The following is a 26,999-nucleotide window of genomic DNA, read 5'->3' as shown; positions in this document are numbered from 1 at the left end:
ATGACAGTTTCAATTGTAAAAGTTCATATTGGTACAATATCAGATTTTCCATTGCAGCTAGGGAAAACAGTCGCAGCCGGTCCACTTGAATTAGCTGTTTTTCAAACCTCTAACAAGCAGTTCAAAGCCATTGAAAATCGCTGTCCTCATAAAGGCGGTGTACTAGCTGAAGGAATGGTGAGCGGAGATCATGTCTTCTGTCCAATGCATGATTGGAAAATCAATCTTTCATCAGGAAATGTTCAAGAACCAGATCATGGATGCGTGAAAACATATGAAGCATTGGTTGAGGGAGACGACGTCTTTATTTTACTGCCTTCATAAATGGTTTAGAACCTTCCTTTCCTGTACATGCTGTAAGTACATGCAGTGAGAAAGGAAGGTATATGTGTGCCATTTTTTAATATTTTGATTGAACTCTTTATCGGATTTTTCGCTTTATTTTCCATTACAAAGCTATTAGGGAAAACACAATTTGCACAAATCACGCCGTTTGATTTTATTTCTGCACTGATTTTAGGGGAGATGGTCGGTAACGCCATTTTTGATCCAGAAGTCAGCGTGCTACATATCCTTTTTGCAGTTGCAGTCTGGGGCGTTTTAATCTACACAGTTGAATGGCTTTCACAAAAATTCAAATCCATTCGCGCTTTTTTAGAGGGAAGACCCACTCTTGTGATTGATAAAGGAAAGATTCACTACAATCGATTAAAGAAAAATATGCTCGATTTAAATCAGTTGCAGACGCTGATTCGAGCGAAAGGGCATTTTGCTCTTAATGAAATTGAATTTGCCATTTTGGAAACGGATGGGTCTGTGAGTGTGCTTCCGAAAATGAAATATGCACCAGCTACAGCCGAAGATGTGAACGTGAAAGGAAAAGAAGTCACATTGCCTAGAACGTTTATTATCGACGGGGAGATTTTAAGAAAAGATTTAAAGGAAGCTGGATTTGATGAAACGTGGCTGCGAGAGCAATTGAAAAAGCAGCACATTTCCTCTTATAAAGACGTCCTATTTTGTGAATGGATTGAAAATGAAGGAATTTATGCGATGAAATATGAAAAAACATCCACAACCTAACACAGTGGATGTTTTTTTGTGTTTTTTTGTTTTATAACTGAATAGGATCAAAAAGAATACGTCAATGAAAACGTTCACAATATAAGGGAGAGATGTGTGATGAAGTATGGAAAACGACTGCTGATGATGGTATTGGCCTTACTGCTTTTTGACTCAGCTTATGCGCAAGCAGCTGGACACAACCATCAAACAAACCGCGTACTTATTGTCGATCAAAAAGGAAATGGGACATTTCGAACGGTTCAATCTGCCATTGATGCGATACCAGTGAACAATCAACAGCAAACGACGATATATATTAAAAATGGTGTGTATAAAGAAAAGATTCTCCTTCCGCAAAATAAGCCTTATGTGTCCTTTATTGGAGAAAATCAGTATCAGACGATTCTGACGTATGATGATACAAATGCAAGCAGCGGGAGCACAACCAATAGCTCAAGTACAATGATTCGGGCAAATCATTTTTACGCAGAAAATATCACGTTTCAAAATACAGCTGGCCGAAACGCAGGGCAGGCGGTTGCCCTTTATGTATCCGGGGACCGGGCTGTGTTTAAACACGTACGTGTTCTCGGTTATCAAGATACACTTTATGCCACAGGCACAGGGAGACAATATTATGAAGATTGCTATATCGAGGGCACGGTTGACTTCATCTTTGGTTCAGCAACGGCTGTATTTAAAAGAGCTGAAATAAAAAGTCTTGGAAACGGGTACATTACAGCGGCATCCACAACAGAAGCTCAAAAGTATGGCTACGTTTTTATTGATTCCACATTAAATAAAGGAACGGCTGCGTCTCAATCTGTGTACTTAGGCCGTCCATGGAGACCTCATTCGGCCGTCACGTTCCTCCAAACAAAAATGGATGAACATATTAAAGCTGAGGGATGGCATAACTGGGATAACAAAGACAACGAAAGAACGGCTAGATATCAAGAATATGGATCAACGGGCGCAGGGAGTCATGTGGCAAACCGGGTGAAGTGGTCAACGATATTAACAAAAAACGAAGCAAGTCAAATCACCGTTCAATCCGTACTTAGCGGAAACGATGGCTGGAATCCTGAAAAAAGGTAAAAGAGGCTTGTCAGTTTTCGTCAAAGAAAGCTGACTTTTCTGTTTAAAAAACCTTTGAGAACAAACGTTCTTTTGTGTATAATGAACATAATCTGCTAAATTTGGCTGCTTTTCTAAAAAGGAGGGATTGCGTGAAACGTTTCTCACAGGTCATGTTTTTACAACTATGTATTTTGTCGATGTTATTTCTCCCTTTTTCAGTGAAAGATGAACAACTAACAGCTCATGATGATCAATCAAAATGGATCACTTCTTTAGACGAATTCATTCGAACAGCACCTGATTTAGAGGGCGCAATTGCTGGCATCAGCGTACGCGATACTTCTGACACTTCTCTTCTTTATGAACATCAAGCGGACATCCGTCTGACTCCTGCTTCTAATATGAAATTACTCACATCTGCTATCGCACTCGATCTACTGGGTGAAACACACACTTTTCCAACAGACGTTTGGATAGATGGTTCAATTCACAAAAAAACATTGCACGGCAATCTTTATCTCCGAGGCTCTGGAGACCCGACATTGTTAGAAAGCGATTTTGCCGCATTAGTCAAACAAGTCAAAAAGGCCGGAATACATACGATTCGTGGACAGCTTGCAGCTGATGATACTTGGTTTGATGACACAAGGTATTCCATCGATCTGCCGTGGAGTGATGAAGATCAATATTACGGCGCTCAAATATCTGCTCTTACTGCTTCACCGAATGAGGATTATGATGCAGGGACGATCATTCTCGAAGTTAAGCCGGGAAAGAAAGCAGGGCAGAAGGCCAGCTATGAGATGATCCCGAAGACTGACGTCGCTCAAGTTGTCAATCAAGTGAAAACTGTGCCAGAAGGCGGAAAGAAGAAAATATCTTTTAAACGCTCTCACGGTACAAACAAAATTACACTGACTGGAACGATTCCGCTAAAAGCATCCTCGTCTAAACAATGGGTCGCATTATGGGAACCGACAACGTATGCTTTAGACTTAATGAAACGAGCATTAAAGGCTGAGGGGATTCAGCTGAAAGGACCACTCAAAACAAAACAAGTTCCTAAAAAAGCGAAAAAAATCGCTTCCCATACATCAATGCCTTTATCCGATCTTCTTGTTCCGATGATGAAATTAAGCAACAATACACATGCAGAAATTCTGTTAAAAGAACTTGGGAAGCGGGTAAAGAACAAAGGGAGTTTTGACAAAGGGCTTGACGTGCTGAATGAACGTCTTCCTGCCTATGGCATAGATGCATCTATGACTGTGTTAAGAGACGGATCAGGCATATCACCGATTAACCTTGTTTCTGCAAATCAATTCACGTTATTTTTGACAAACATTCAAAAGGAAAAATGGTTTAACACCTATGTCCATGCACTTCCGTTAGCTGGGGCAAGTGAGCGTATGGTGGGAGGTACATTAAGAAATAGATTGAAAGAACCAGCTACACTAGAAAAAGTGCGTGCAAAAACAGGTACACTATCAACGGTCAGCACACTATCTGGATATATTGAAACGCAGAGTGGAAAAACGCTTGCTTTTTCCATCTTATTGAATCATCTCGTTGATGACGAAAAAGGAAAAGAGATAGAAGACCGCATTGTCAGCATGTTAGCTGAGGATCTTTAGACAGAGAAGGAGAACCATCATGACGTTAGATAATAATCAATCTTTAGTAAAAACCATGTCGATCTTTCTAATTCCACTTTTATTAAGCAATATTTTGCAATCAATTGGACAGCTTGTTTCCATTGTGCTTGTCGGTAGATGGATTGGAGAGGATGCAGTAGCTGCGATATCTGCATTCTTTCCACTTTTCTTTTTACTTGTTTCTTTTTCCATTGGGATTGGATCAGGGAGCTCGATCCTGATTGGACAAGCATACGGAGCAAAAAATGAGCAGAGGTTAAAGGAAATTATCGGTACAACGCTTTCGTTTACCTTTTTAATCGGACTTTCTTTAGCTGTCATTGGAGGTTTTTTTGCCACAGATATTTTACATCTGATGGGGACACCTGCAAATATTGTGGAGGAAAGTGCGGCATATGCCAGAATCCTATTCATCTCCATGCCCATCTTATTTCTTTATTTTGTTTATACAACTTTTTTGCGAGGAACAGGAGATTCAAAAACACCATTTTATTTCTTAATGATTAGTACAGGAACCAATATTTTATTGCTGCCAATTTTATTATTCGGCTGGCTTGGTTTACCGGCATTTGGTTTATATGGTGCTGCGTATTCTTCTGTGATTTCTACAATCGTTACGTTTATCATTCTTCATATCTATCTTTATAAAACAAAGCACCCGCTGCGCATTGATGCGTCGGTTAGAAAGCATTTATTGATGAAAGGGGATTTATTAAAAACGCTATTAAAGTTAAGTATCCCTTCTAGTATTAATATGATTCTCATTTCTTTATCAGAAATTGCTGTCATTTCTTTTGTCAACGATTATGGATCACAGGCGACCGCAGCTTATGGCGTTGTCAATCAAGTCGTAAGTTATGTACAGATGCCTGCAGTGAGCCTTGGTATTGCAGTTTCTATCTTCGCCGCACAATTCATTGGCGCAGGAAACATGAATCGTTTGAAGGATGTCATTAAAATTGGGCTGGGGCTAAACTTTGCAATAGGCGGATTGATTATTATTTTCCTCTATATTTTCGCACCGCAAATTTTATCTATCTTTTTAACAGATCCTGCAACGATTGACATTGCATATAGTTTGGTCGTGATTACCCTATGGAGCTATCTCATTTTCGGAACAGCACAAATCGTTGCAGCCACAATGAGAGCAAGCGGCACAGTTCTATGGCCGACCATCTTTAGTATTTGTTCCATTTGGCTTGTTGAAGTACCAGTGGCTTATGTGCTATCACACCATACATCGCTTGGGATCAAAGGAATCTGGATAGGATATCCTGCAGCCTTTTTTGTAAACTTATTGCTCCAATACGGCTATTATCGACTGGTATGGAAGAAAAAGCAGATCGTTGCACTTGTCCAATCATAATGTGAGCCTATCATCTGGCATATATATACGAAGATCGATTACTTTGTAGGGGGTCTGATCTTCTATGTTTTTAAACCAAAGAAGTGAGCTCAGTTCGTATGATATCGGTGACTTCACTTATGCTGGACCAGATTTTCAAGTCTTGACGTGGGGAGAAGGAACAACGCTGAATGTAGGAAAGTTTTGTTCCATCGCAAACGAAGTAAAAGTTTTTCTTGGTGGTGAACACCGAACAGATTGGGTCACCACATATCCCTTCAATCAAATTTTCACAGATGCTGCCCACATTGAAGGACATCCACGATCAAAAGGGGATGTGTGTATAGGGCACGATGTTTGGATTGGATATGGAGCAACAATCATGTCAGGGGTACAGATAGGAAATGGGGCAGTCATTGGAGCAAATAGTCTGATTACAAAAGATGTGCCTCCATATGCGATTGTCGCAGGGAACCCACAGCGGCTCATGAAATATCGGTTTTCTTCTGATATCATTGAAAAACTTCAGTTGTTAGAATGGTGGAATTTAGAGTTTTCGATCATACAGTCTATTTTTCACCTTTTGCAATCTCCTGATATTGACCATTGTATAAACGTAATTGAAGATAGAAAAAAGAAAGGCTGACAGAGCCTTTCTTTTTTTAGCTTAGTTTCGCTTAGCTGAGTCTGATGATGGTAAGCGATGCACCGGTTGCACCACCACCTATTAGAATGGCTGTGACAACCGCTCCGAAAAATTGTAATGAAATTGTATTTCCTGCTGTTAAATTGACAATAACTGTATTGCTCATAAAAGTTGTAGATACGGCAGACGACTGAATTGAACCTGGAATAGCAGTTGATCCATTCAACCATAGTCTTGTGCTGACTAAAAGTGCAGCAGTGGTATTTACTTGATATGTGATATAGTATTTACCTGTTTGCTGGACTGTGAATGTATCATTTAAACCATTCGGTGTAAATCCATTAATATTTTGATTACTTGGTAAAGCAATGTTCGTACCACCAGCAATAGTAATGATTGTAGGACCTGTTGTATTTCCAGCATAAAGTGCCGTATCAGTTGGACCGCTAGCTCCAGTTGGACCAGTGCTTCCGCTAGCTCCAGTTGGACCAGTGCTTCCAGTAGCTCCAGTTGGACCAGTGCTTCCAGTAGCTCCAGTTGGGCCAGTGCTTCCAGTAGCTCCAGTTGGGCCAGTGCTTCCAGTAGCTCCAGTGGCACCAGTGCTTCCAGTAGCTCCAGTGGCACCAGTGCTTCCAGTGGCACCAGTAGGTCCAGTATCACCAGTTACACCAGTCTCACCGGTAGAACCCGTATCACCAGTTACTCCAGTTGATCCTGCTGCAGCCAGTAATGTGTAGTCTGGGGAAGTATCTGGTGTACCTGTCGGTGGTGCAGTGTTTACTACATACGTACTGCCATTAAAGGTCACTACTTGCCCTACTTGGTAAGAAGGGCTGACTACCGGATCAGCGGCTACAATTCCTGTTAATCCTGCACCAGTTGCACCGGTAGGCCCAGTAGCACCAGTTACACCAGTTGCACCGGTAGGCCCAGTAGGTCCGGTATCTCCAGTTACACCAGTAGCACCAGTTACTCCAGTCGCACCAGTCGCACCGGTAGGTCCAGTATCTCCAGTTGCACCGGTAGCTCCGGTAGGTCCGGTATCACCAGTTGCACCAGTCGCACCGGTAGGACCCGTATCTCCAGTTGCACCAGTCGCACCGGTAGGACCCGTATCTCCAGTTACACCAGTGGCTCCAGTAGGTCCAGTATCTCCAGTTACTCCAGTCGCTCCGGTAGGTCCAGTATCTCCAGTTACACCGGTTGGACCAGTATCACCAGTAGCACCAGTAACTCCAGTATCTCCAGTAACTCCAGTCGCACCAGTAGGTCCGGTAGCACCAGTTACACCAGTGGCACCAGTAGGACCAGTATCACCAGTCGCACCGGTAGGTCCAGTATCTCCAGTAACTCCAGTCGCACCAGTAGGTCCGGTATCTCCAGTTACACCAGTAGCACCAGTAACTCCAGTCGCACCAGTCGCACCGGTAGGACCCGTATCTCCGGTGGCACCAGTGGCTCCAGTTGGACCAGTAGGTCCGGTATCTCCAGTTACACCAGTAGCACCAGTGGCTCCAGTAGGTCCAGTATCACCAGTCGCACCGGTAGGCCCAGTAGCTCCGGTAGGTCCGGTATCTCCAGTTGCACCGGTAGGACCCGTATCTCCAGTTACACCAGTGGCTCCAGTAGGACCAGTAGGTCCGGTATCTCCAGTTACACCAGTTACACCAGTCGCACCAGTAGGTCCGGTATCTCCAGTTGCACCAGTGGCACCGGTAGGTCCGGTATCTCCAGTTGCACCGGTAGGCCCAGTATCTCCAGTTACACCAGTCGTACCAGTAGGTCCAGTATCACCAGTTACACCAGTAGCACCGGTAGGCCCAGTATCTCCGGTTGCACCAGTCGCACCGGTAGGCCCAGTATCTCCGGTTGCACCAGTGGCACCGGTAGGACCCGTATCACCAGTTACACCAGTCGCACCGGTAGAACCCGTATCACCAGTTACTCCAGTCGCACCGGTAGGACCCGTATCACCAGTTACACCAGTCGTACCAGTAGGTCCAGTATCACCAGTTACACCAGTCGCACCGGTAGGCCCAGTATCTCCGGTTGCACCAGTGGCACCGGTAGGACCCGTATCACCAGTTACACCAGTCGCACCGGTAGAACCCGTATCACCAGTTACTCCAGTCGCACCGGTAGGACCCGTATCACCAGTTACACCAGTCGTACCAGTAGGTCCAGTATCACCAGTTACACCAGTCGCACCGGTAGAACCCGTATCACCAGTTACTCCAGTTGCACCGGTAGGCCCAGTATCTCCGGTTGCACCAGTCGCACCGGTAGGTCCGGTATCTCCAGTTACACCAGTGGCTCCAGTTACTCCAGTAGCACCAGTTGCACCGGTAGAACCCGTATCTCCGGTTGCACCAGTGGCTCCAGTAGGACCAGTATCTCCAGTTACACCAGTAGCTCCGGTAGGTCCGGTATCTCCAGTTGCACCAGTGGCTCCAGTTACTCCAGTAGCACCGGTAGGTCCAGTAACTCCAGTTGCACCAGTGGCTCCAGTAGGACCAGTATCTCCAGTTACACCAGTGGCTCCAGTAGGTCCGGTATCTCCAGTTGCACCGGTAGGCCCAGTATCTCCAGTTGGACCAGTGGGTCCGGTATCTCCAGTAACTCCAGTTGCACCGGTAGGCCCAGTATCTCCGGTTACACCAGTCGCACCGGTAGGTCCAGTATTACCAGTTACACCAGTTGCACCGGTAGGACCAGTATCTCCAGTTACACCGGTTGGACCCGTATCACCAGTTACACCAGTAGCACCGGTAGAACCCGTATCACCAGTTACTCCAGTTGCACCGGTAGGCCCAGTATCTCCGGTTGCACCAGTCGCACCGGTAGGTCCGGTATCTCCAGTTACACCAGTGGCTCCAGTTACTCCAGTAGCACCGGTAGGTCCAGTAACTCCAGTTACACCAGTGGCTCCAGTAGGACCAGTATCTCCAGTTACACCAGTGGCTCCAGTAGGTCCGGTATCTCCAGTTACTCCAGTGGCACCGGTAGGTCCAGTATCTCCGGTTGCACCAGTCGCACCGGTAGGTCCAGTATCTCCAGTTACACCAGTTGCACCGGTTGGACCAGTGGGTCCGGTATCACCAGTTACACCAGTGGCTCCAGTAGGACCAGTATCACCAGTTACTCCAGTTGATCCTGCTGCAGCCAGCAATGTGTAGTCTGGGGAAGTATCTGGTGTACCTGTCGGTGGTGCAGTATTTACTACATACGTACTGCCATTAAAGGTCACTACTTGCCCTACCGGGTAAGTAGGACTTACTACCGGATCAAACGCTTCAATTCCTGTTAATCCTGCACCGGTAGGTCCGGTATCTCCAGTTACTCCAGTAGCACCGGTTGGACCAGTATCACCAGTTACACCAGTTGCACCGGTAGAACCCGTATCTCCAGTTACTCCAGTGGCACCGGTAGGCCCAGTATCTCCGGTTGCACCAGTTGCACCGGTAGAACCCGTATCTCCGGTTGCACCAGTGGCTCCAGTATCACCAGTTACACCAGTTGCACCGGTAGGCCCAGTATCTCCAGTTACACCAGTCGCACCGGTAGAACCCGTATCTCCAGTTGCACCGGTAGGCCCAGTATCTCCGGTTGCACCAGTCGCACCGGTAGAACCCGTATCTCCAGTTACTCCAGTTGCACCGGTAGGCCCAGTATCTCCGGTTGCACCAGTCGCACCGGTAGGTCCGGTATCTCCAGTTACACCAGTGGCTCCAGTTACTCCAGTTACACCAGTTGCACCGGTTGGACCAGTGGGTCCGGTATCACCAGTTACACCAGTGGCTCCAGTCGGACCAGTATCACCAGTTACTCCAGTTGATCCTGCTGCAGCCAGCAATGTGTAGTCTGGGGAAGTATCTGGTGTACCTGTCGGTGGTGCAGTATTTACTACATACGTACTGCCATTAAAGGTCACTACTTGCCCTACCGGGTAAGTAGGACTTACTACCGGATCAAACGCTTCAATTCCTGTTAATCCTGCACCGGTAGGGCCGGTATCTCCAGTTACTCCAGTAGCACCGGTAGGCCCAGTATCTCCGGTTGCACCAGTTGCACCGGTAGGTCCGGTATCTCCAGTTACACCAGTCGTACCAGTAGGTCCAGTATCACCAGTTACACCAGTCGTACCAGTAGGGCCAGTATCTCCAGTTACACCAGTCGCACCGGTAGGACCAGTATCACCAGTTACACCAGTCGCACCAGTAGGGCCAGTATCTCCAGTTACACCAGTAGCTCCGGTAGGTCCGGTATCTCCATTTGCACCAGTGGCACCGGTTGGACCCGTATCACCAGTTACACCAGTCGCACCGGTTGGACCCGTATCACCAGTTACACCAGTCGCACCGGTAGGTCCGGTATCTCCAGTTACACCAGTAGCACCAGTAGGTCCGGTATCTCCAGTTGCACCAGTAGGGCCAGTATCTCCAGTTACACCAGTAGCTCCGGTAGGTCCGGTATCTCCAGTTGCACCAGTGGCTCCAGTCGCACCAGTATCTCCAGTTACACCAGTCGCACCGGTAGGACCAGTATCACCAGTTACACCAGTCGCACCGGTAGGTCCGGTATCCCCAGTTACACCAGTAGCACCAGTAGGTCCGGTATCTCCAGTTGCACCAGTGGCTCCAGTCGGACCAGTATCTCCAGTTACACCAGTCGCACCGGTTGCACCAGTAGGTCCAGTATCACCAGTTACACCAGTCGCACCGGTAGGCCCAGTATCTCCGGTTGCACCAGTGGCACCGGTTGGACCCGTATCACCAGTTACACCAGTCGCACCGGTTGGACCCGTATCACCAGTTACACCAGTGGCACCGGTTGGACCCGTATCACCAGTTACACCAGTCGCACCGGTAGGTCCGGTATCACCAGTTACACCAGTCGCACCGGTTGGACCCGTATCACCAGTTACACCAGTAGCTCCGGTAGGTCCGGTATCACCAGTTACACCAGTCGCACCAGTAGGTCCGGTATCTCCAGTAACACCAGTAGCTCCGGTAGGTCCAGTTGCACCAGTTGGACCTCTTTTTACAATCTTAGTATTTGTTTTTTTTCGTCCTTTTGCTTTAGCACAAGTGTTGTGATGTTTAACAACTTTTTTCTTTTTACATTCTCGTTTAAGAAGAGGGCAATCATCAAATAAAGGTCTATCGTGACGAGATTTTCTGTAATGAGGTTGCCAATCATGCTTTTTTCCGCAAAAGGGACATTTGTTATCGTACTGATTATACAAATTCCCCATCTCCTAAAAGTTAATATTTTATTCTATGTGGAAATTTAAAAAGCGGAATTCAGCTAAATGATATTTTTTAGTTCGAAGTTCATCGAATCAAATCATTTAAAAGTTAAATCGTTTTATGTTATGGTGTTGAAAGAATGAAACTAGTATGATTTTTGAAAGAAATGGGGCATCATGTATGAGTCAATCAGTTTTACAACGTGCAGCATATTCCGTGTTAAATTTATCCTCTGTAACAGAAGGTGGTACAATCAAAGAGTCATTTGAACATAGTATGGATTTAGCAAAAAAAGCTGAGAAGTGGGGCTACCATAGGTATTGGCTTGCGGAGCATCATAATATGGAAGGGGTTGCGAGTTCAGCAACATCCGTCTTAATTGGATATATTGCTGGAGGGACTGAAGAGATCCGGGTTGGTTCTGGGGGGATTATGCTTCCAAACCATTCTTCACTCGTTATTGCAGAACAATTTGGAACACTGGAGACTTTGTATCCAGGGAGAATTGATTTAGGTCTAGGCAGGGCACCCGGAACAGATCAGTTAACGGCAAGGGCACTTAGACGTAATCTTCATAATGGAGAGGATTTCCCTGAGCAGCTTGAAGAACTTCGGCAATATTTCAAACCGACTGGTCAGGTCAAAAAACATGTAAGAGCCGTTCCGGGAGAAGGATTGGATATACCAATTTGGCTTCTTGGTTCAAGTGGTTTTAGTGCAAGGCTTGCAGGAGAACTGGGACTGCCATTTGCCTTTGCGGCACATTTCTCCCCTAAAAATACCATTCCTGCTTTAGAATTATACAGACAGGCATTTCAACCTTCAGATGTGTTAAAAGAACCTTATGCGATGGTTGGTGTGACGGTTTTTGCTGCTGATCAAACAGAGCGGGCTGAATATTTGGCGACGTCTCATTATCAGCGCTTCTTGAGCCTCATTCGCAATACACCAGGAAAACTCAAAGCCCCTGTTGAAAGTATGGATGGGCTATGGAGTCCATATGAGAAGGCGATGGTGGACGAACAATTAAGTTCGACGATGATCGGGGATAAACAAAAGGTGAAAAAAGAGTTAGAAGCCTTTATTGAGGCGACTCAAGCAGATGAAGTCATGATTAATTCTGATATGTTTGACCATCAAGAAAGAATGCGTTCTTATGAAATCATTGCAGAGATATTTCAAGAGGAACAAGAAAAATAAGAATAAAAAAAGAACTGCCAAGAGCAGTTCTTTTTTATTTATGCTTTAGTAAACACGCGAAATGGTTGTCCAACTGGCAGTACTGTACGACCAAAATGTGTATTCAGCACAACAGCTGCAGAACCATAAAATGAAAGAAGAGAAATAATCAATTCTGCAATACCAGCCATCGTATGAGTCACATCGTACATCACACCAAACGAGCTTAGGGACAGGCCAATGAATAAGAAATCAATAAAGACGAAAATCAAAAACAATACTTTATGTGTTTCCATTGCACCGATCGTCATAAATAAGCTGAAAATCAAATAACCAATAAAAGCAAAACCTAGTTGTTTTGGGTCCGCAGCTCCCGCAAGCGTTTTCCCAAAAACGCCCGCTTGAATGAGCCAAGTGGTTCCAACGCCCATCCAAAAAAGACCGAATGCGCCGAAGGCAGTGGCTCCAAAAATATTATGATGCTTTGAATCTTGTATGGACGCAATCAGCTGCGCGATTCCTCCAAGGAAGATAGCCCAAGGTAAAATAAGGGATGTGCCATCTGTGATTCCTAGTTTTTGTGAAGACGCAACAAGCGTCACCATTGCTAAACCAAACAAACCAAGTGGTGTTGGGTCTGCGATTGATAATCGAATTGCTTGAACATTCTGTTTTTCCATAATGACCTCCTACAATTTGCACTTACAAAAGATACTCGAATTCGATAGAAACGTCAAGCTCTTTTTTAGTAGACACTTGCAACGTCTTCCAAATAAATCTATATTTAATACAATACATCATACATGTGATAGAAAAAGAGGGATGAGAATGAGTAAAGGCTTAGCTGGAAAGACCATTGCCATATGCGGAACAAGAAAAACAGAAGAAATGCGTACACTTGTTGAAAAGCAAGGAGGACAAGCTGTTATTCGTTCTCTTCAGGGCACTGTATTTTTAGCCAAAGAGGAATTGAAGCCAGGCATAGAAACCTTTGTAAAGAAGGGAGCTGACTGGGTCATTTTAACAACGGGTATCGGCACAGACACATTAATTGAAAGTGCAGAAGAGCTGCAGCTTGGAGAAGCTTTTATGAACATTTTATCAACTGCCCATATCGCTTCAAGAGGATACAAAACGTTCGCGGCTCTAAAAAAACACGGCATTCAGCCAGATGTTTCTGATGAAGATGGAACCGTTCGTGACCTCATTTCAAAGTTAGAAGACAAAGAACTTCAAGGTAAACGGGTCATGGTACAGCTTCACGGCGAAAATGCACCAGCTCTCATTGATTTTTTACATCACAAGGGAGCAGACGTTTTGCAGCTCATGCCATATCAGCACACGCCCCCTGAACCAGAGGCGGCGGACACTTTGCTTCAAGAAATGAAAGAAGGGAAGGTCCATGCCGTTTGTTTTACAACCGCTGTTCAGGTTCATGCCTTTTTCAAACTAGCAGAAGAATGGGGCAAAAAAGAAGAACTGCAACATCTATTCGAGCAGCATGTATTAGCTGTAGCTGTTGGAAAAGTCACAGCTGAAGCATTAAAAGAACAGGGGATAAGCCGCATTCTAGCCCCATCACTTGAAAGAATGGGTGCAATGATTATGGAATTATCTCAATATATGAAAAAACAATCGACGCACGCATAGAAAAAACGCCTTTCACATGACGAGTGAAAGGCGTTTTTGTTAGATTGTCCGTTTTCGATTTGTGCGAATTTTTTTCAAAACGAAGTACAGTACGATCAGAACGATGGCAATGACCATAATTGGTGTTGTATACGTGTGAGCGACACTTTGAATGTGGTCCCATTTTGTCCCAAGCTGCATTCCAAGATAAATAAATAGAATGGACCAAGGGATGGCGGCTAATCCGGTCAAAAGAACAAATTTGAGAAATGGCATCTTTGCAATACCAGCTGGAATCGAGATCGCGTGGCGCACGACTGGGATAAAACGAGCTGTAAATACGACACCAGTTCCATATCGGTCAAACCAGCGTTCTGCCGTGGCAATATGATGCTCATGGATGAATAAATACTTCCCATACTTTGTTAAAAAAGGTCTTCCGCCGTAAAGGCCGATCCAGTAAATAAAGCACTGGGCAAGTGTTCCTCCAATAACCCCAGCGATGACGGCTCCAACAAATCCAATGCTTCCTGTTGACACCATATATCCGCCGTAGGCAAGTACAATTTCACTCGGAATAATTTCAATCATCAGTCCAAGTGCAACACCTGCGTAACCAAGGCTTGTCAGCCAGGTTAAAATTTCATTAAACAAGGTTCCCATTCATTTCACTCTGCCTTTAAATACGAATTTTCTTCAAGCATCCTTATAAGAGCCTATGCTTGTTTTGCTTCTCTCATGAGTATGCTTTGCATATATGCTAGCATGGCTGGCCGCATATCATGACGCATTAATCCAATTTCAGCCGCTGCCTTAAATGAGCCCAGCTTATCACCAACGTCAAATCTCATCCCATCTAATTGTTTTGCATAAATGGGTGATTCATGTGCAATGATTTTCAGCGCATCTGTCAGCTGGATTTCGTTCCCAGCACCTCTTTCAATTCCTTGTAGAATAGGAAAAATCGATGGTGTTAACAGATACCTGCCCATCACGGCTAAATCGGAAGGAGCTTCATGAATAGCTGGCTTTTCCACTAAGTCTGTGACTTCAAACACTTGACCGTCTACTCTAGCTGGTCTTATCATACCATACTTACTGACATCTAGACGATCCACTTGCTGGACGCCAATGACCTCTCTTTGTTTGTCTTCAAAGACTTCCATGAGCTGAGAGAGTGCAGGTCTTTCTGACACCATGACATCATCACCTAAAAGGACCGCAAAAGGATCGTTGCCAGTAAAATGGCGTGCACATAATACCGCATGTCCAAGACCTAAGGGCTCCTTTTGACGAATATAATGAATATTGGCCATATCCGCAATATGTTTGATTTCAGCCAGCTGTTCTTTTTTTCCTTTTTCAAGCAACGTGTGTTCTAGCTCAATCGAACGGTCAAAGTGATCTTCAATCGATTTTTTATTTCTTCCTGTGATAATCAGTATATCTTCAATGCCTGATTGAACAGCCTCCTCAACTATGTATTGAATGGCGGGTTTGTCGATAATCGGCAGCATTTCCTTTGGCTGTGCTTTCGTTGCGGGTAAAAAACGTGTGCCTAATCCGGCTGCTGGTATAACGGCTTTTTTGATGTTCATTGAATCATCGCTCCATTTCTGATCGTTTGTTTTCTGATGGAAACACCCATAGGCGGCTTCCAGTAAAAGTGATCATCATGCCAAGAAGGGTACCAATCGCTTTACTAATGAATAATGAGAAGCCTGCTTGCTGCATGACATATAAGACAACATAGGTGAGGAGACACGCGACGCCGTTGACTGTGGCCCACTTGATCCATTCCCACCTATCCGCTTTCTTTTTTACTTGGAACGTCCATTTTCGATTCCAAACATAACTGTTCAGCATTCCTGCTGTATAGGACAGGCACTGTGCAAGAAAAGAGGGAACAAAGCAAGCAGTGAAAAAAAAGAAGAACAGAAAGTCAATCATCGTATTGCTTGCGCCTATAGTTAAAAATGTGACATAGGTCCGAATATTTTTCTTTGTCATGCGAAGGATCATCACCTCCTAGTGTTTGAGTGGGTGTATGAATACTGTACAAAAGCGAGTTGACGAATCAGTGAAGAAAAGATGAAAAAAACATGAACAAGCGATATCTGTTTTTTCACCAGCTCGTGATATAATTTGTAAGATGAAACGAACGGTGGTGCACATGCATGTATTTAACAATTGGAGAAACAGCTGAATACTTAGAAGTATCAGAAGCATATGTTGAAAAATTAATCCAGCAAAAAAAGATTCGTTACGTATTTGACGGGGAATCGTATCTCATTTATCAAGGGCAGTTTCAAACCCATATGAAACAGCTAGAACAATATAAAGAGCTCATTCAAGACATCTTAAATGAACCAATCCCTGAGGACCCGGACGTAAAAGATGAAGATTAAAAAAGACTGTACGAGAAGGGAGAACCTTTTCGAACAGTCTTTTTTATTGGCTGACACCCGTTTGAACAATGTTCATATGACAATTCACTTGAACATCTGCATCTGGGTAGAGTTTTTGCCATTTCTCCGGTGTCATGGCTTTATCTTTAGAGCGATATCTCAAACCAAGTCCAAGTGGATCAATTTTTTGCTTTTTAAAGGATTGAACAAGGTCTCTTCCTTGCTGGGCCACACGCTTCTCCACTTCTTTTTCAACATGCTGCAAGATAGAAGGCGTATCGATTTTTTTTGATTTCATGAATTCTTTTAACTCACCTTTCAGCTTGATATCAATGGTGATATGAGGCTTTTTTGAAAGGTTTTCAGTTGGTTTAATGTGATAAGACACATGTGATTTGATATTTTCAATAACAACATGGGTTTTCTTTTTGTCATTAAATCGAAACTCATAAATCCCATTTTTATGATTTTCAATCATCGCTTTAAACGTAAATGTATCTTCCCCTGGAATATGCCCAACCATTTTTTCTTGATCAAAAAGAGCGACACCTGACACTTTAATAGAGTTGCTTGTATTTTTAATGTAAGGGAGGTAGGCATCCACGCCTTTTGCCATCATCTGATTCATAAAAATATGCTGATTGGTCACAGGTTGATTGCCGTTTCGCATGTTTTGAGCCAGTAAATCTGAAAGATATACACCGATATTTAAGTTGGTTTGATTCATTTTTGTATGCAATAAATCTTCAACTTCTCCGTCTACTATGGCAAATACTTGACGAGACCCAATGATCGGATCACGATAGATGTAATTCATCAAATCAATCATACCCACTTCTTTCGCCAGCTTTTCACTTATTAAAATCACGAGTACTTGTCCCATGACAACGGGGAAAGGCGATTTTTCCGAAACAAGAAACTGAATATTACTAATGGTATTTGACTTAGCACTTACAATTTGATAGCTTCCTTGTTCTTCGCTTTTAAAAACAGGGAAAACAAAAAAGCCCTTCATTTCTCCATCTTCCAATAAGTCAAATCCCGCCGCCTGCGAGATACTTAATTCATCTAAGAGACGAGGCTGTGCACAGCTCGTTAAGAAAAGGCTCAATAACATGAGACACACCAGAATATAATGTTTCATGTTCGTTTTTTCACCCACCTTTTTTTCAGCAGCAGCACAATGATCATACATCCAATCAATCCATAGATGAGGATGTATCCGCTATATTCCACCCATTTATTAAATGTCTCAAATGAGGTAGCTCTAATAAAAAATGAAAACATAACGAGAATGAGAAGGCTGAGAACTATTAACGTGGTGCGCTGGCTCGTGTGAAACACTTGTTTTGCCATTCTGCTGGCTGCCCATAATGGAATAGCGATATTTGGAACGATAAGCAAAAGCCATAGCGACACTTCAATAAATTCAAAGCGCTGGATAAACGGAAGTTTGACAATGCTGGTTAATGTCAATGTTGGCCATTTCGTTAGTTCGAGCTGAGCACTTGAGTAGTACGCTATAGATACGAGAAATACAAGCAAATTCAGGCATGTAGTTAGCAAAACTCCCATATGTGCAAATTTTTGCGACGTTTGTGCTTTTTTAATAAAGGGATAATAGACAAGCAATGTTCCAAAACCAAACATGGATAAAGAGGCATCTTTGACCCCCATCATGAGTTGTGAAAATGAATGATCAAACATTGGGAACATAAACCGGATGTGACTATATTTCATGACATAAAAACAGATAAAAGTCATCCAGTACGTTAGGACAATGCTAAAGAATGCCCAGCCAGCGATTGTTCTAAATCCGCCTGTGTGAATGTAATAGACGAGGATGAGCAGCACTGATGCAAATAAAAGACCAGGAATTTCTTTAAACAGCCAAACATGGATCACATCCATATAATGAACAAGCACGATCAAAGATAATGAAGAAAAATACAAAATGTAGAGAATGTTGATGAATTGTCCAAGCCATTTACCAAACACAGATTGCGTAATGTCACTAAATTCGTCAGTAGGTGCTTTTTTAAACAAAAAGTAAATGAGGAAAATCATCAAATTGACGCTAGCACCAGCAATTAAAATGGCAATCCACCCATCATTATTAATCGTCCGGACAAGATTCGTCTGGAAATTTAAAATACCAACACCTACTTGATTGGCATTGATCAGAAAAAACACAAAAAAAGGGGATACTTGAAATTTTTCTTTCACAGAAGAAGAGCTCATGCCTTCACTTCCTTATTCATAAAAATCATTTTTCCCCTTACGGCCTTGCTTTGGCTTTTGGCGGTGTATCGTTTCATTTTGCGGGCGTAAATTTTCTGGACGCTTTTTCAAAAAGCGGAGTTGTGGCCGAATCAAACTACCCTTTAAATCGGCCAATCGAAGTGGAAAGATTGGCTCTAAGTAGGGCTGGCCTATAGACGTTAATTTCATTAAATGTGTAAGAAGAAAAGCCCCCATTAGCGAAATCCCTAGCGCTCCCCACACTTGTGCAGCAAAAAGGAATGGGAAACGTAAGAGACGAATGGTTGTCCCCATTTTATAAATAGGGGTGACAAAAGAGGCAAGAGCTGATAATGCGACTATAATGAGTAGGATATTACTTGTTAATCCCGCTGCAACCGCAGCCTGTCCGATCACAATACCTCCAACAATCCCGAGCGTCTGTCCGACTTTTGCAGGAAGGCGAGACCCGGCTTCCCTAAGCAGCTCAATCGATATCTCTAAAAATAATGCTTCAATAATAGGCGGAAAGGGAACGAGATAGCGTGATGCTACTATCGTTTCTAATAAGTCCTTAGGAATCAGTTCATAGTGAAACGTTAAAACAGCTACATACAAAGGGGTTGCAAAAATAGAAAAAATCACAGCAAAAATGCGTAACAGCCGAAAGGAGGATGCTGCGATCCAAGACATGTTATAGTCTTCCATTGTAGAAAAATACTCGAGTAAAATTGTAGGTGCAAGCAGGGTATGAGGCGAACCGTCAACCATAATGGCTATTTTTCCTTCCGTTAAACCTGAGGAAACCCTGTCTGGCCGTTCTGTATTTAAAAACAATGGAAAGATTGTATTGGACACATCATAAAGCATTTGCGCAAGATAATTAGAATCTAGAATTTGGTCATAGTCAACATCTTGAATCCGCTGAAGAACGGTTTCAATGTTCTGCGGGTTGGCGATATCCTCTATGTATACAACGGCTACTTTCGTTTGAGAAAGGGTACCAACTGTGTGTTCAACTACTTTAAGGTCAGGAGTGGGCAGCCTGCGTCTGAGCAAGTTTAAGTTTGTATCCAGCCCTTCCACAAAGGCTTCCTGCGCACTGATAATCCCGAATTCAATCTCAGGTTGGCTCACTTGTCTGCCTTTCTTTTCTTCAATCGGCAAAAGGAGCGCTTTGCCCCAGTCTGTCTCAATTCGAACAGCAATACTGCCTCGATGAAGAGCTTCTTCCACTTTTTGAAGGTCCCTCGTAATCACAGCTTGTTCGATTGGGATGTGTTCTTTCAGCTCTTCAAGGGTGGGTGTCAGATGCAATTGCTGAATAAAAGGCAAGATTTGTTCATGAAGGAGATTGCCATTAATTAAAGGACGAAAAAAAGAAATTCTATAAAGGAAACCTCCGGAACTTGATAATTCATTGATAAAATCAGAGGAACGCGATAGTGCCTCAAATACTGAATTCGGGTCTTTCTGTTTTGATTTGTTTTTCTTCAGCACTTGAACCATCTCCTTCCGCGATTTTCCTCTATTATCCAACCAATCGTCTGAAGATATGCATAAAAAAAGCGTTCAGCTTCATGAGCTGGACGCTTTTTTTCCATATTGAACGGCTTCTAATAAAAAGTCAGCCAGATGAATCGCTCTCATGCTAGGCATATGTCCTGCCTTTTTGACGCCTGCTGCCATTTGTAATTGACAGCCTGGATTCGACGTCACAATGGCAGCTGCAGCTGTGTTGCTCGCTTCAATCATTTTATGATCTAAAATTTGCATCGACATGTCTGGCTGCAAGATATTGTAGATTCCTGCAGATCCGCAGCAGCGGCCGGCATCTTTCATTTCTTTAAACGTTACCCCTTGAATGGCTTTCATGAGCACCCTCGGCGCCTGTTGTACATTCATCCCATTTCGTAAATGACAGGAGTCTTGATAGGTGATCACTTGCGCTGGCAAAACCAGTGGCACGCGGCGGTGAAACTCCAGCTCCACAAGGATGCTTGATATATCTGTTATTTTCTGTGAGAAAGCTTTACTTCGTTTTTGAAAATCTGGGTCATCCTGAAGCAAATGACCGTAATCACTTAAAAAGGCACCGCAGCCGCCCGCGTTCATGACAATCGCATCGGCATCTGTTTCCTCGAATGCTTCAATATTCCGCTTGGCTAACTGTTTTGCTTGGTCTTTTTCTCCGCTATGACCATGTAGCGCGCCGCAGCACGTTTGTATAGGAGGAACGATCACATCGCAGCCTGCCAGCTGTAAGAGATGAATGGTCGCTTTGTTTGTGTTTGAGAAAACTGTATCCATTAAACAGCCAGTAAAAAACGCCACCCGTTTTTTTGCCTGACCAATGGCTTTATATTCATTCAAACGTTTTTTCTTTTGAGGCGGTACCTTTGGAAGTGCCTGTTCCATCAACTGTAAATGGGAGGGAAGCAGCTTCAGTATGCGCGTCTTCCTGGCGGCTGTTTGCAGACCAGATGTTTGATAAAATCGAAGAAAACTAGCAGCTTGTCGCATACGACTTTGTGACGGAAAGAGACCTTTAAACACAACACGTCTCATCAATTTGACAGGAAATGATTGTTTTTTATGTTGTTGAATAATGTCTCTGGCATCTTCTAGCAACTGTCCATACTTGACGCCAGAAGGGCAGACTGGTTCACATGCACGGCAGCCAAGACAAAGATTAAGGGAATGTTCAACATCTTCATCTGGCTCAATGACGCCATCTCTTACAGCTTTCATTAACGCAATTCGGCCCCGAGGAGAGTGCGTTTCTTGTTGTCCAGATTCAATATAGGTAGGGCAGGAAGGGAGGCAGAAGCCGCAGCGCATGCAATTAAGCAGCTCCTTTTCATCCATTTGCTCCTGAAACTGCTGCTGGATCTCTTTTTGCTTAGAAGAAGAACTCATGAGACCACCACTCGCTTTCTTGAGGCTTTTCCAAACACTTTATCTGGATTCATGATATTTGCTGGGTCAAGTGCCTGTTTAATCGCCTTCATGGCAGCGATTCCTTCTTTTTTGACCTTCAGCTCCAAATAGGGGGCTTTCATGAGACCCACGCCATGTTCGCCTGTAATCGTGCCGCCAAGTGCAACGGCTTTTTCAAAAATGGCCTGAAAGGCAGCTTCTACACGTTTCATTTCTTCTTCATTTCTTGCATCTGTCGCACAAGTGGGGTGTAAGTTGCCATCACCTGCATGACCAAACGTACAAATGTTCACCTCGTACTTTCGTGCAATGTCTTCGATTGCACGAACCATATTGGCAATTTCAGACCGGGGAACGGTAGCATCTTCTAAAATCGTTGTAGGACTTAATCGAGCGAGGGCAGATAAAGCAGAGCGTCTCGCTGTTAAGAGCGCACTTGCCTCTTCTTCTGAATGTGCAATCTTGACGCTTTTAGCCCCGTGCTGCTCACAGACTTCTGCGATTTTTTGGATATCACGAGAAACAGCTTCAGGGTTGCCGTCCTGTTCAATTAATAACACAGCTTGAACGTCGGTGGGCAGGCCGATGTTTGCAAAATCTTCAACGACTTCAAGGGTCGGCTGATCCATAAATTCTAATGTAGCAGGAATGATACGCTCAGCAATGATGGCCGATACAGAAGTCGCAGCTTCTTCAAGGCTTTCGTATAAACAAAGCATTGTTTGTTTCGTTTCTGGAAGCGGCAGGAGCTTTAGCACCGCTTCTGTGACAATCCCGATTGTTCCTTCTGAACCAACGAACAATCGAGTCAAATCATACCCAGCGACATCTTTTGCAAGCTTTCCGCCTGTTTTGATGATATCACCATTTGGCAAAACCACTTCAAGCCCAAGGACATAATCTCTTGTCACTCCATACTTTAACCCCCGCAGTCCCCCTGAATTTTCGTTAATATTGCCGCCTAATGTGGAAATTTTCATAGAGCTTGGATCAGGCGGGTAGAAGAGACCTTTTTCCTCTACTTGATGAATCAATTCCTGCGTAATTAAGCCAGGCTGCACCGTTGCGGTTAAATTTTCTTCGTCTATTTCTAATAATTGATTCATTCTAGTAAAGAGAATCACCAATCCGCCCTGAGTAGGGCATGTTCCTGCGCACAGATTCGTCCCTGAGCCTCTTGGGACGATCGGCACTTTGTAAGAGGCGCACAGTTTCACAATTTGCTGCACTTCTTCTGCTGTGCGAGGTGTCACGATGGCATCTGGCATCTGTTGAAAATTTGGTGTCGCATCATAAGAGTAGGCAAGACGATCCGCCTTGCTGTCTTGGACATTGGGCGCACCGACAATCTCTTTTAATTGATTTGAAAATTCTGAATCTAGCATATGCAATCACTCCCGCTCATTTAACGTCTCTTTTCTACAAGTATAAAAAAAGAACCGCCACATGACTATAGACGATTCTACAAAATATCAGGCTGTTTTATCGTATTTTTTGTATCATGATCTAAAAGCAGCAAGGCTAAATAAAAAAGCATCGCATCTTGCATGCGCTTTGGATCAAGTGTCGTTAAATCCTGGATCCGTTTTAATCTGTAATGAAGTGTATTAATATGGACATGCATAGTTTCTGCTGTATGTTTCAATGAGTAATCCGAAGCGATGAGCACCCGCAATGTTTTCACTAGTTCAGGATAGGGGAAAAGGGACGCAATCGTTCGATCAAGAAACGCATCTTTTGTTTCCTGACTGATTTCCTCCATAAAAAGTTCAAGCGTCAAATCTTCATCAAACACAATCGGTGTTTCAGCATGCGCCAATTTTAAAGCGCGAAAAGCTTGATGAAAGGACTGCTTCATGACATGAGAAGCTGCTGGTTTTCCTGCCCCCATTAAAATCCTCGATGGTGACAGCGCTGTGAGCGCAGCATGAATATGGAACAAGCGCTTGTGCCATGTTTCTCGACCATCTGGTGTGGCTTGTAGCATGAGCAAAAAACGTGCATGCCCCCAGCGCACAATGATCTCCTGATTGGTGAGTTGCAATTTGTCCTTCATCAGTTTGTATTGATCCTGCTTCATAAACGATTCGTCTTGACAATCAATGAGAATAGCGACACGCTGCTTGTTGACATCAAAGCCTAGCCGCTGCGCCTTCTCGGTCATACCAGCCGCTGTCTCTGGCAGATGAAGCCAGTCGAATACAAAGGCTTCAAGCTGCCGTTCATCTGTTTCCGTTTCTTGAAAGAATTCATGCTCTTGAATGAGCAGCTCCGTCATTTTACGTAAAATGTCGCCAAAAGGGGAGACATGCCTTGGATCACCTGTCATTCCAATGACCCCAATGACTTCTTGTTTGAAATAAATAGGCAGATTGATACCGGCTTTGACGCCTTTCATCTGCATCACATCATCCTTTGTGAGAATTCGTTTCTGCCCTTCTAAGGATGTGACATATGCTCCTTCATGAAATTGACCAATGCGTGCTGGATCTGTTGCAGCAATAATGGTACCGTTTGTTTGTGTGATGATGATTTCTTCCGTCAGTACCTTTTTGACCTCATCTACGATTTTTTCTGCCAGTGTCATTGTGAGCAAAACGGTCCCCTCCGAGATGTTTCTTTTTACACTATCATACCATCATATGCTCAGGCATATCTTTCTTTTCATGTGTTATGCTAAAATAAAAAACGCATATGAAGTAGATGAAAGGAGATACAGTCATGTCACTGCAAAATCGCTTACAAGATTTATTGAAAGAAGGGCAGGCGCTCACCGACTTTGAATATAACAAAGCCGCAAGTCAAAATTGGCCGCTAGAAGGGGCAAAAATGACAGAAGAAGCACGCTTTGCTGATGTTTATATAGAACGTGTAGACAAGGAATCGGAGGAAATGATTCAAACAGAAAATGCTTCCTTTTTAAATACACCTCTTACATACGTAAAAAAACAACAAAAAGAATTCATTTATATCGAGTCGAAGTGGTTTGATGTGGTGAGAGCCGACGGACTTGCCATAGAATGGGATGAAGTATTTCAGACGTATACCGTGTTATTCGGATTGAAGCGTCCTAAAAAAGATACTGGATTACTAAAAGAGATGCTCTCAACATTAAATGGTGCTCAGCTTCAATTTAATGGACAAGACGGGTTATTTGATATCAACATTCCGCTTCTTGAACTAGAAGACATCAAAGAAGATACGCCTTTAATTGGTGTGATCTCAGCAGTGTACCGCTATTTATTCAACTTGCTCATGCAGCTTGAAAATGAATGAATCAAAAAACGGCTCACATTCCTGAGCCGTTTTTTAGAGCCATCCTCTTATGAATTGAGCCTCACCCATCCCGAAGCTCCAATCGGCGTCTCCATTTTCCACGATGGAGATTATCACATCCGTCTTGGCAATCCCGCATTCTTTTTCTATACGTTCTGCGATTTGTGCATAAAGCTGTTCCTTTTGCTCTTTCGTCCGCTGTTTACTGACAACACTAATGACAACCAGATCCTTTGTTCTCGGATAACCAAGCCCAGTGTCTTCAATGATCATCTCTTCAGGGCGGTGCTGATGAACAATTTGATAGCGATCTCGTTCAGGTACCCCAAAGGCATCAACCATTGCTTCATGGCAAGTGTCCAGCAGTTTTTTTAATTCCTCTTTTGAACGTCCTTCTATCACGTCAAAACGTAACAACGGCATCAGGTCAACCTCCAAACATGTGTTAAATGTACAATCATAATGTAACCAACACTTCGCCGTTTCACTCTTTTGCGCATAAGAAAAAAGCCAAAACATTGGCGCTTGGCTTTTTTGCTCTGGACTAAGGCGTGACAAATTTCACATCATGCTCTTTTCCATATTGAAGGTAATCTTCATTTGGTTGTTCATTCGTCACGACGATGTCTATGTCTTTTAAGTCACAAAACGTGGTTAAGGCATAATGGTCGAACTTACTATCATCGACTAATAAAAAGGTTTTGGCGTTTTTTTCAACGAGCGTTTTTTTAATATCTGTCTCAAGCGGGGAGGAATTCGTGACGCCATGATCAATGGATAAACCAGTTGATGCAATAAATGCTTTATTGACATTGTATGCTTTTAGACGCTCAACACTTTGATAACCAACGAAAGAATTTGTTTTTCGCTCTAGCATACCGCCGGTTGAAAAGATGGTGAGGTGTTCATAAGGCATAGCCTGTGTAATGAAATCCACGTTATTTGTCACAACGGTAATCCGTTTCTCCTTCAAATAGGGAAGCATCTCCAGTGTCGTTGTACCAGAATCAACAAAAATCATATCACCATGTTCAACAAAAGCAGCGGCAGCCTGTCCGATCAATTGTTTTTTACTCAGCTGACGAGTCTTTCGCTCCTGATACACCACCAATGTTGAGTGATTCACAGCGACGCCGCCGTACACTTTCTTTAGCACGCCCGATTCTACCAATGCTTGTACATCTCGGCGTATGGTGTTTTTTGAGACGCCAAAATGCGTCACAAGCTCATCAAGAGAGGCAGATTCCCGGTCAAATACATACTCTTTTATTTGCTGAATACGTTTTGTTTTTATCATGCTACAATCTCCAATCAATACGAATATGCTGATTCTATTATAACAATAATTCCACGTAAAAGATGTCACTGATCAACATGGGAGAATCGAATGATCTTTTTCTCTTATCTTTTCTCATTTTTCATAAAAGCGTATGATAGAGAAAAGAGGATAGAAAGGATTTTCACTTCTATGAATCAACACAACATACAATTTTCAAAGCTTGCAAATTTTAGAGAAGTAGGGGGACTCCAAACAACGGATCAGATGGTCATCAAACAAGGAATGATTTATCGCTCTGCCGATTTATCACGTCTCACGAAGCAAGACATATTGACGTTCTCAACACTTGGAATTCAAACGATTTGTGACCTGCGTACAAGCTCAGAACGAAAATCACACCCGCCAAAGATCATGGAACATGACAAAATTGTTCATATCCCTATGCAGCCTGACAGCATGATGCCTAGCAAATGGACCATGTTTCGTATGCTGATAGCAGAAGGAAAATCTCTATCCTTTACACCGATCATGAAAGAAGTATATCAAAGCATGCTCTATGAGCGAAAAAAAGAGATTCAGCAATTGTTTACATTACTGTCCGATGAAAAAAATTATCCGCTTATGCTTCACTGTACAAGCGGAAAAGACCGTACAGGCTTTTTATCTGCTCTTATTCAATTAGCAGCGGGTGTGCCGGTGCATACCGTTTTAAGTGAATACATGCGTTCCAATGAAGGCGTGAAAATGCTAGTGAAAAGACAAGAACGATTTGTTCGCATGATGAGTTTATATCGGGTGTCAAAAGAACAAATTCAGCCCCTGCTCGGTGTGCAGCAAGATTATCTTGAAGATGTACTGAATGAGATGATGGATACATACGGAAATGCAGAGCGGTATTTAGTAGATGCCTGCGACGTCCCTAAAGCTCAGCTGCTTAAAGTAAAAAACATCTTGCTTACACCATCTGCTGGCATTCCATCACAAAACGCAGAATAAACTTAATATGA

24 protein-coding genes are annotated in these 26,999 nt (G+C 43.5%); 11 read left to right on the top strand and 13 right to left on the bottom strand.

From position 1 onward, the window contains the following. The 6 genes from nirD to NSQ52_RS09490 all read left to right on the top strand — a co-directional run bounded on the left by nirD (window position 1) and on the right by NSQ52_RS09490 (window position 5,791). On the top strand, window positions 1-324 hold the full coding sequence (gene nirD, locus NSQ52_RS09515; RefSeq protein ID WP_008346593.1) for a nitrite reductase small subunit NirD: 324 nt from the start codon (window positions 1-3) through the stop codon (window positions 322-324). A 66-nt stretch (window positions 325-390) separates the two neighbouring features. After that, window positions 391-1,083, top strand: a complete 693-nt coding sequence (locus NSQ52_RS09510; RefSeq protein ID WP_144665578.1) for a DUF421 domain-containing protein — start codon at window positions 391-393, stop codon at window positions 1,081-1,083. Between the two features lie 99 nt (window positions 1,084-1,182). Next, window positions 1,183-2,163: a pectinesterase family protein gene (locus NSQ52_RS09505; RefSeq protein WP_057079440.1), complete on the top strand. Its 981-nt coding sequence runs from the start codon at window positions 1,183-1,185 to the stop codon at window positions 2,161-2,163. Between the two features lie 131 nt (window positions 2,164-2,294). Continuing rightward, window positions 2,295-3,779, top strand: a complete 1,485-nt coding sequence (dacB, locus tag NSQ52_RS09500) for a D-alanyl-D-alanine carboxypeptidase/D-alanyl-D-alanine-endopeptidase (RefSeq protein WP_342474097.1) — start codon at window positions 2,295-2,297, stop codon at window positions 3,777-3,779. Between the two features lie 19 nt (window positions 3,780-3,798). Beyond that, window positions 3,799-5,166 (top strand): MATE family efflux transporter, encoded by a 1,368-nt coding sequence (locus NSQ52_RS09495; RefSeq protein ID WP_342474096.1) that lies wholly within the window; start codon window positions 3,799-3,801, stop codon window positions 5,164-5,166. A gap of 64 nt (window positions 5,167-5,230) precedes the next feature. Beyond that, window positions 5,231-5,791 (top strand): CatB-related O-acetyltransferase, encoded by a 561-nt coding sequence (locus NSQ52_RS09490; protein ID WP_135009143.1) that lies wholly within the window; start codon window positions 5,231-5,233, stop codon window positions 5,789-5,791. Between the two features lie 31 nt (window positions 5,792-5,822). On the opposite strand, the gene NSQ52_RS09485 is transcribed toward NSQ52_RS09490, so the two are convergent. After that, a complete protein-coding gene (locus tag NSQ52_RS09485) occupies window positions 5,823-11,045 on the bottom strand; it encodes a hypothetical protein (protein WP_342474095.1) in 5,223 nt (1,740 codons plus the stop codon). A 175-nt stretch (window positions 11,046-11,220) separates the two neighbouring features. On the opposite strand from NSQ52_RS09485, the gene NSQ52_RS09480 reads away from it, so the two are divergent. Then, window positions 11,221-12,240, top strand: coding sequence for an LLM class flavin-dependent oxidoreductase (locus tag NSQ52_RS09480; protein ID WP_342474094.1), 1,020 nt, complete (start codon window positions 11,221-11,223; stop codon window positions 12,238-12,240). Between the two features lie 38 nt (window positions 12,241-12,278). Here the strand turns inward: NSQ52_RS09480 and NSQ52_RS09475 are convergent, their stop codons facing one another. Then, complete coding sequence (locus tag NSQ52_RS09475; RefSeq protein ID WP_007499188.1) at window positions 12,279-12,899, bottom strand: GPR1/FUN34/YaaH family transporter; 621 nt, start codon at window positions 12,897-12,899, stop codon at window positions 12,279-12,281. Window positions 12,900-13,047: 148 nt separating this feature from the next. On the opposite strand from NSQ52_RS09475, the gene NSQ52_RS09470 reads away from it, so the two are divergent. After that, window positions 13,048-13,869 carry a uroporphyrinogen-III synthase gene (locus tag NSQ52_RS09470; RefSeq protein ID WP_144665570.1) on the top strand — a complete coding sequence of 274 codons (822 nt, stop codon included), beginning with the start codon at window positions 13,048-13,050 and terminating at the stop codon, window positions 13,867-13,869. A gap of 39 nt (window positions 13,870-13,908) precedes the next feature. Here NSQ52_RS09470 and NSQ52_RS09465 read toward each other — a convergent pair whose 3' ends face one another. Genes NSQ52_RS09465 through NSQ52_RS09455 form a run of 3 tightly spaced genes read right to left on the bottom strand, consistent with a single transcriptional unit; the run spans window position 13,909 to window position 15,870 of the window. Continuing rightward, entirely contained in the window at window positions 13,909-14,511 is a 603-nt protein-coding gene (locus NSQ52_RS09465) for a DedA family protein (RefSeq protein ID WP_007499192.1), read from the bottom strand. Window positions 14,512-14,564: 53 nt separating this feature from the next. Beyond that, entirely contained in the window at window positions 14,565-15,446 is an 882-nt protein-coding gene (galU, locus tag NSQ52_RS09460; RefSeq protein ID WP_039167895.1) for a UTP--glucose-1-phosphate uridylyltransferase GalU, read from the bottom strand. Window positions 15,447-15,450: 4 nt separating this feature from the next. Next, complete coding sequence (locus tag NSQ52_RS09455) at window positions 15,451-15,870, bottom strand: GtrA family protein (protein WP_144680472.1); 420 nt, start codon at window positions 15,868-15,870, stop codon at window positions 15,451-15,453. 155 nt (window positions 15,871-16,025) lie between these two features. On the opposite strand from NSQ52_RS09455, the gene NSQ52_RS09450 reads away from it, so the two are divergent. Next, entirely contained in the window at window positions 16,026-16,256 is a 231-nt protein-coding gene (locus tag NSQ52_RS09450) for an excisionase family DNA-binding protein (protein ID WP_008346618.1), read from the top strand. A gap of 43 nt (window positions 16,257-16,299) precedes the next feature. Here NSQ52_RS09450 and NSQ52_RS09445 read toward each other — a convergent pair whose 3' ends face one another. The 6 genes from NSQ52_RS09445 to NSQ52_RS09420 form a co-directional block, all read right to left on the bottom strand. After that, window positions 16,300-17,400 (bottom strand): Ger(x)C family spore germination protein, encoded by a 1,101-nt coding sequence (locus tag NSQ52_RS09445; RefSeq protein WP_326111960.1) that lies wholly within the window; start codon window positions 17,398-17,400, stop codon window positions 16,300-16,302. Next, the gene (locus NSQ52_RS09440) at window positions 17,397-18,497 is read right to left on the bottom strand and encodes a GerAB/ArcD/ProY family transporter (protein ID WP_096881506.1); all 1,101 of its coding nucleotides are present in this window, start codon (window positions 18,495-18,497) and stop codon (window positions 17,397-17,399) included. The genes NSQ52_RS09445 and NSQ52_RS09440 overlap by 4 nt, the downstream gene beginning before the upstream one ends. A 12-nt stretch (window positions 18,498-18,509) precedes the next feature. Further along, on the bottom strand, window positions 18,510-19,997 hold the full coding sequence (locus NSQ52_RS09435; RefSeq protein WP_041507167.1) for a spore germination protein: 1,488 nt from the start codon (window positions 19,995-19,997) through the stop codon (window positions 18,510-18,512). 78 nt (window positions 19,998-20,075) lie between these two features. Further along, window positions 20,076-21,416 (bottom strand): (Fe-S)-binding protein, encoded by a 1,341-nt coding sequence (locus tag NSQ52_RS09430; RefSeq protein WP_342474093.1) that lies wholly within the window; start codon window positions 21,414-21,416, stop codon window positions 20,076-20,078. Then, a complete protein-coding gene (gene glcD / locus NSQ52_RS09425) occupies window positions 21,413-22,822 on the bottom strand; it encodes a glycolate oxidase subunit GlcD (protein ID WP_342474092.1) in 1,410 nt (469 codons plus the stop codon). The genes NSQ52_RS09430 and glcD overlap by 4 nt, the downstream gene beginning before the upstream one ends. A 77-nt stretch (window positions 22,823-22,899) precedes the next feature. Continuing rightward, entirely contained in the window at window positions 22,900-24,033 is a 1,134-nt protein-coding gene (locus NSQ52_RS09420) for a sugar diacid recognition domain-containing protein (RefSeq protein ID WP_163116381.1), read from the bottom strand. A 125-nt stretch (window positions 24,034-24,158) separates the two neighbouring features. Here NSQ52_RS09420 and NSQ52_RS09415 point away from each other — a divergent pair, with 125 nt between their 5' ends. Continuing rightward, window positions 24,159-24,713, top strand: coding sequence for a hypothetical protein (locus NSQ52_RS09415; RefSeq protein WP_017367394.1), 555 nt, complete (start codon window positions 24,159-24,161; stop codon window positions 24,711-24,713). A gap of 33 nt (window positions 24,714-24,746) precedes the next feature. Here the strand turns inward: NSQ52_RS09415 and NSQ52_RS09410 are convergent, their stop codons facing one another. Then, window positions 24,747-25,136, bottom strand: coding sequence for a tautomerase family protein (locus NSQ52_RS09410; protein WP_342474091.1), 390 nt, complete (start codon window positions 25,134-25,136; stop codon window positions 24,747-24,749). A 121-nt stretch (window positions 25,137-25,257) separates the two neighbouring features. Continuing rightward, window positions 25,258-26,010 carry a DeoR/GlpR family DNA-binding transcription regulator gene (locus tag NSQ52_RS09405; RefSeq protein WP_017359514.1) on the bottom strand — a complete coding sequence of 251 codons (753 nt, stop codon included), beginning with the start codon at window positions 26,008-26,010 and terminating at the stop codon, window positions 25,258-25,260. 90 nt (window positions 26,011-26,100) lie between these two features. On the opposite strand from NSQ52_RS09405, the gene NSQ52_RS09400 reads away from it, so the two are divergent. Further along, window positions 26,101-26,988 (top strand): tyrosine-protein phosphatase, encoded by an 888-nt coding sequence (locus NSQ52_RS09400; RefSeq protein WP_342474090.1) that lies wholly within the window; start codon window positions 26,101-26,103, stop codon window positions 26,986-26,988. Window positions 26,989-26,999 lie beyond the last annotated feature (11 nt).

The organism is Bacillus sp. FSL W8-1141 (assembly GCF_038593205.1).
Taxonomy (GTDB): Bacteria; Bacillota; Bacilli; order Bacillales; family Bacillaceae; genus Bacillus; species Bacillus altitudinis.
This window is presented reverse-complemented; position numbering and strand designations above follow the sequence as displayed.

What these genes read in the sequence shown, in the direction of transcription:
- NSQ52_RS09410 (WP_342474091.1), bottom strand. Translation starts at nt 25,136, where the DNA reads ATGCCGTTGTTACGTTTTGACGTGATAGAAGGACGTTCAAAAGAGGAA.
- NSQ52_RS09495 (WP_342474096.1), top strand. Translation starts at nt 3,799, where the DNA reads ATGACGTTAGATAATAATCAATCTTTAGTAAAAACCATGTCGATCTTT.
- NSQ52_RS09475 (WP_007499188.1), bottom strand. Translation starts at nt 12,899, where the DNA reads ATGGAAAAACAGAATGTTCAAGCAATTCGATTATCAATCGCAGACCCA.
- NSQ52_RS09445 (WP_326111960.1), bottom strand. Translation starts at nt 17,400, where the DNA reads ATGAAACATTATATTCTGGTGTGTCTCATGTTATTGAGCCTTTTCTTA.
- NSQ52_RS09440 (WP_096881506.1), bottom strand. Translation starts at nt 18,497, where the DNA reads ATGAGCTCTTCTTCTGTGAAAGAAAAATTTCAAGTATCCCCTTTTTTT.
- galU (WP_039167895.1), bottom strand. Translation starts at nt 15,446, where the DNA reads ATGAACATCAAAAAAGCCGTTATACCAGCAGCCGGATTAGGCACACGT.
- NSQ52_RS09485 (WP_342474095.1), bottom strand. Translation starts at nt 11,045, where the DNA reads ATGGGGAATTTGTATAATCAGTACGATAACAAATGTCCCTTTTGCGGA.
- NSQ52_RS09450 (WP_008346618.1), top strand. Translation starts at nt 16,026, where the DNA reads ATGTATTTAACAATTGGAGAAACAGCTGAATACTTAGAAGTATCAGAA.
- nirD (WP_008346593.1), top strand. Translation starts at nt 1, where the DNA reads ATGACAGTTTCAATTGTAAAAGTTCATATTGGTACAATATCAGATTTT.
- NSQ52_RS09480 (WP_342474094.1), top strand. Translation starts at nt 11,221, where the DNA reads ATGAGTCAATCAGTTTTACAACGTGCAGCATATTCCGTGTTAAATTTA.
- glcD (WP_342474092.1), bottom strand. Translation starts at nt 22,822, where the DNA reads ATGCTAGATTCAGAATTTTCAAATCAATTAAAAGAGATTGTCGGTGCG.
- NSQ52_RS09415 (WP_017367394.1), top strand. Translation starts at nt 24,159, where the DNA reads ATGTCACTGCAAAATCGCTTACAAGATTTATTGAAAGAAGGGCAGGCG.
- NSQ52_RS09405 (WP_017359514.1), bottom strand. Translation starts at nt 26,010, where the DNA reads ATGATAAAAACAAAACGTATTCAGCAAATAAAAGAGTATGTATTTGAC.
- NSQ52_RS09400 (WP_342474090.1), top strand. Translation starts at nt 26,101, where the DNA reads ATGATCTTTTTCTCTTATCTTTTCTCATTTTTCATAAAAGCGTATGAT.
- NSQ52_RS09505 (WP_057079440.1), top strand. Translation starts at nt 1,183, where the DNA reads ATGAAGTATGGAAAACGACTGCTGATGATGGTATTGGCCTTACTGCTT.
- NSQ52_RS09470 (WP_144665570.1), top strand. Translation starts at nt 13,048, where the DNA reads ATGAGTAAAGGCTTAGCTGGAAAGACCATTGCCATATGCGGAACAAGA.
- NSQ52_RS09490 (WP_135009143.1), top strand. Translation starts at nt 5,231, where the DNA reads ATGTTTTTAAACCAAAGAAGTGAGCTCAGTTCGTATGATATCGGTGAC.
- NSQ52_RS09430 (WP_342474093.1), bottom strand. Translation starts at nt 21,416, where the DNA reads ATGAGTTCTTCTTCTAAGCAAAAAGAGATCCAGCAGCAGTTTCAGGAG.
- NSQ52_RS09455 (WP_144680472.1), bottom strand. Translation starts at nt 15,870, where the DNA reads ATGATCCTTCGCATGACAAAGAAAAATATTCGGACCTATGTCACATTT.
- NSQ52_RS09465 (WP_007499192.1), bottom strand. Translation starts at nt 14,511, where the DNA reads ATGGGAACCTTGTTTAATGAAATTTTAACCTGGCTGACAAGCCTTGGT.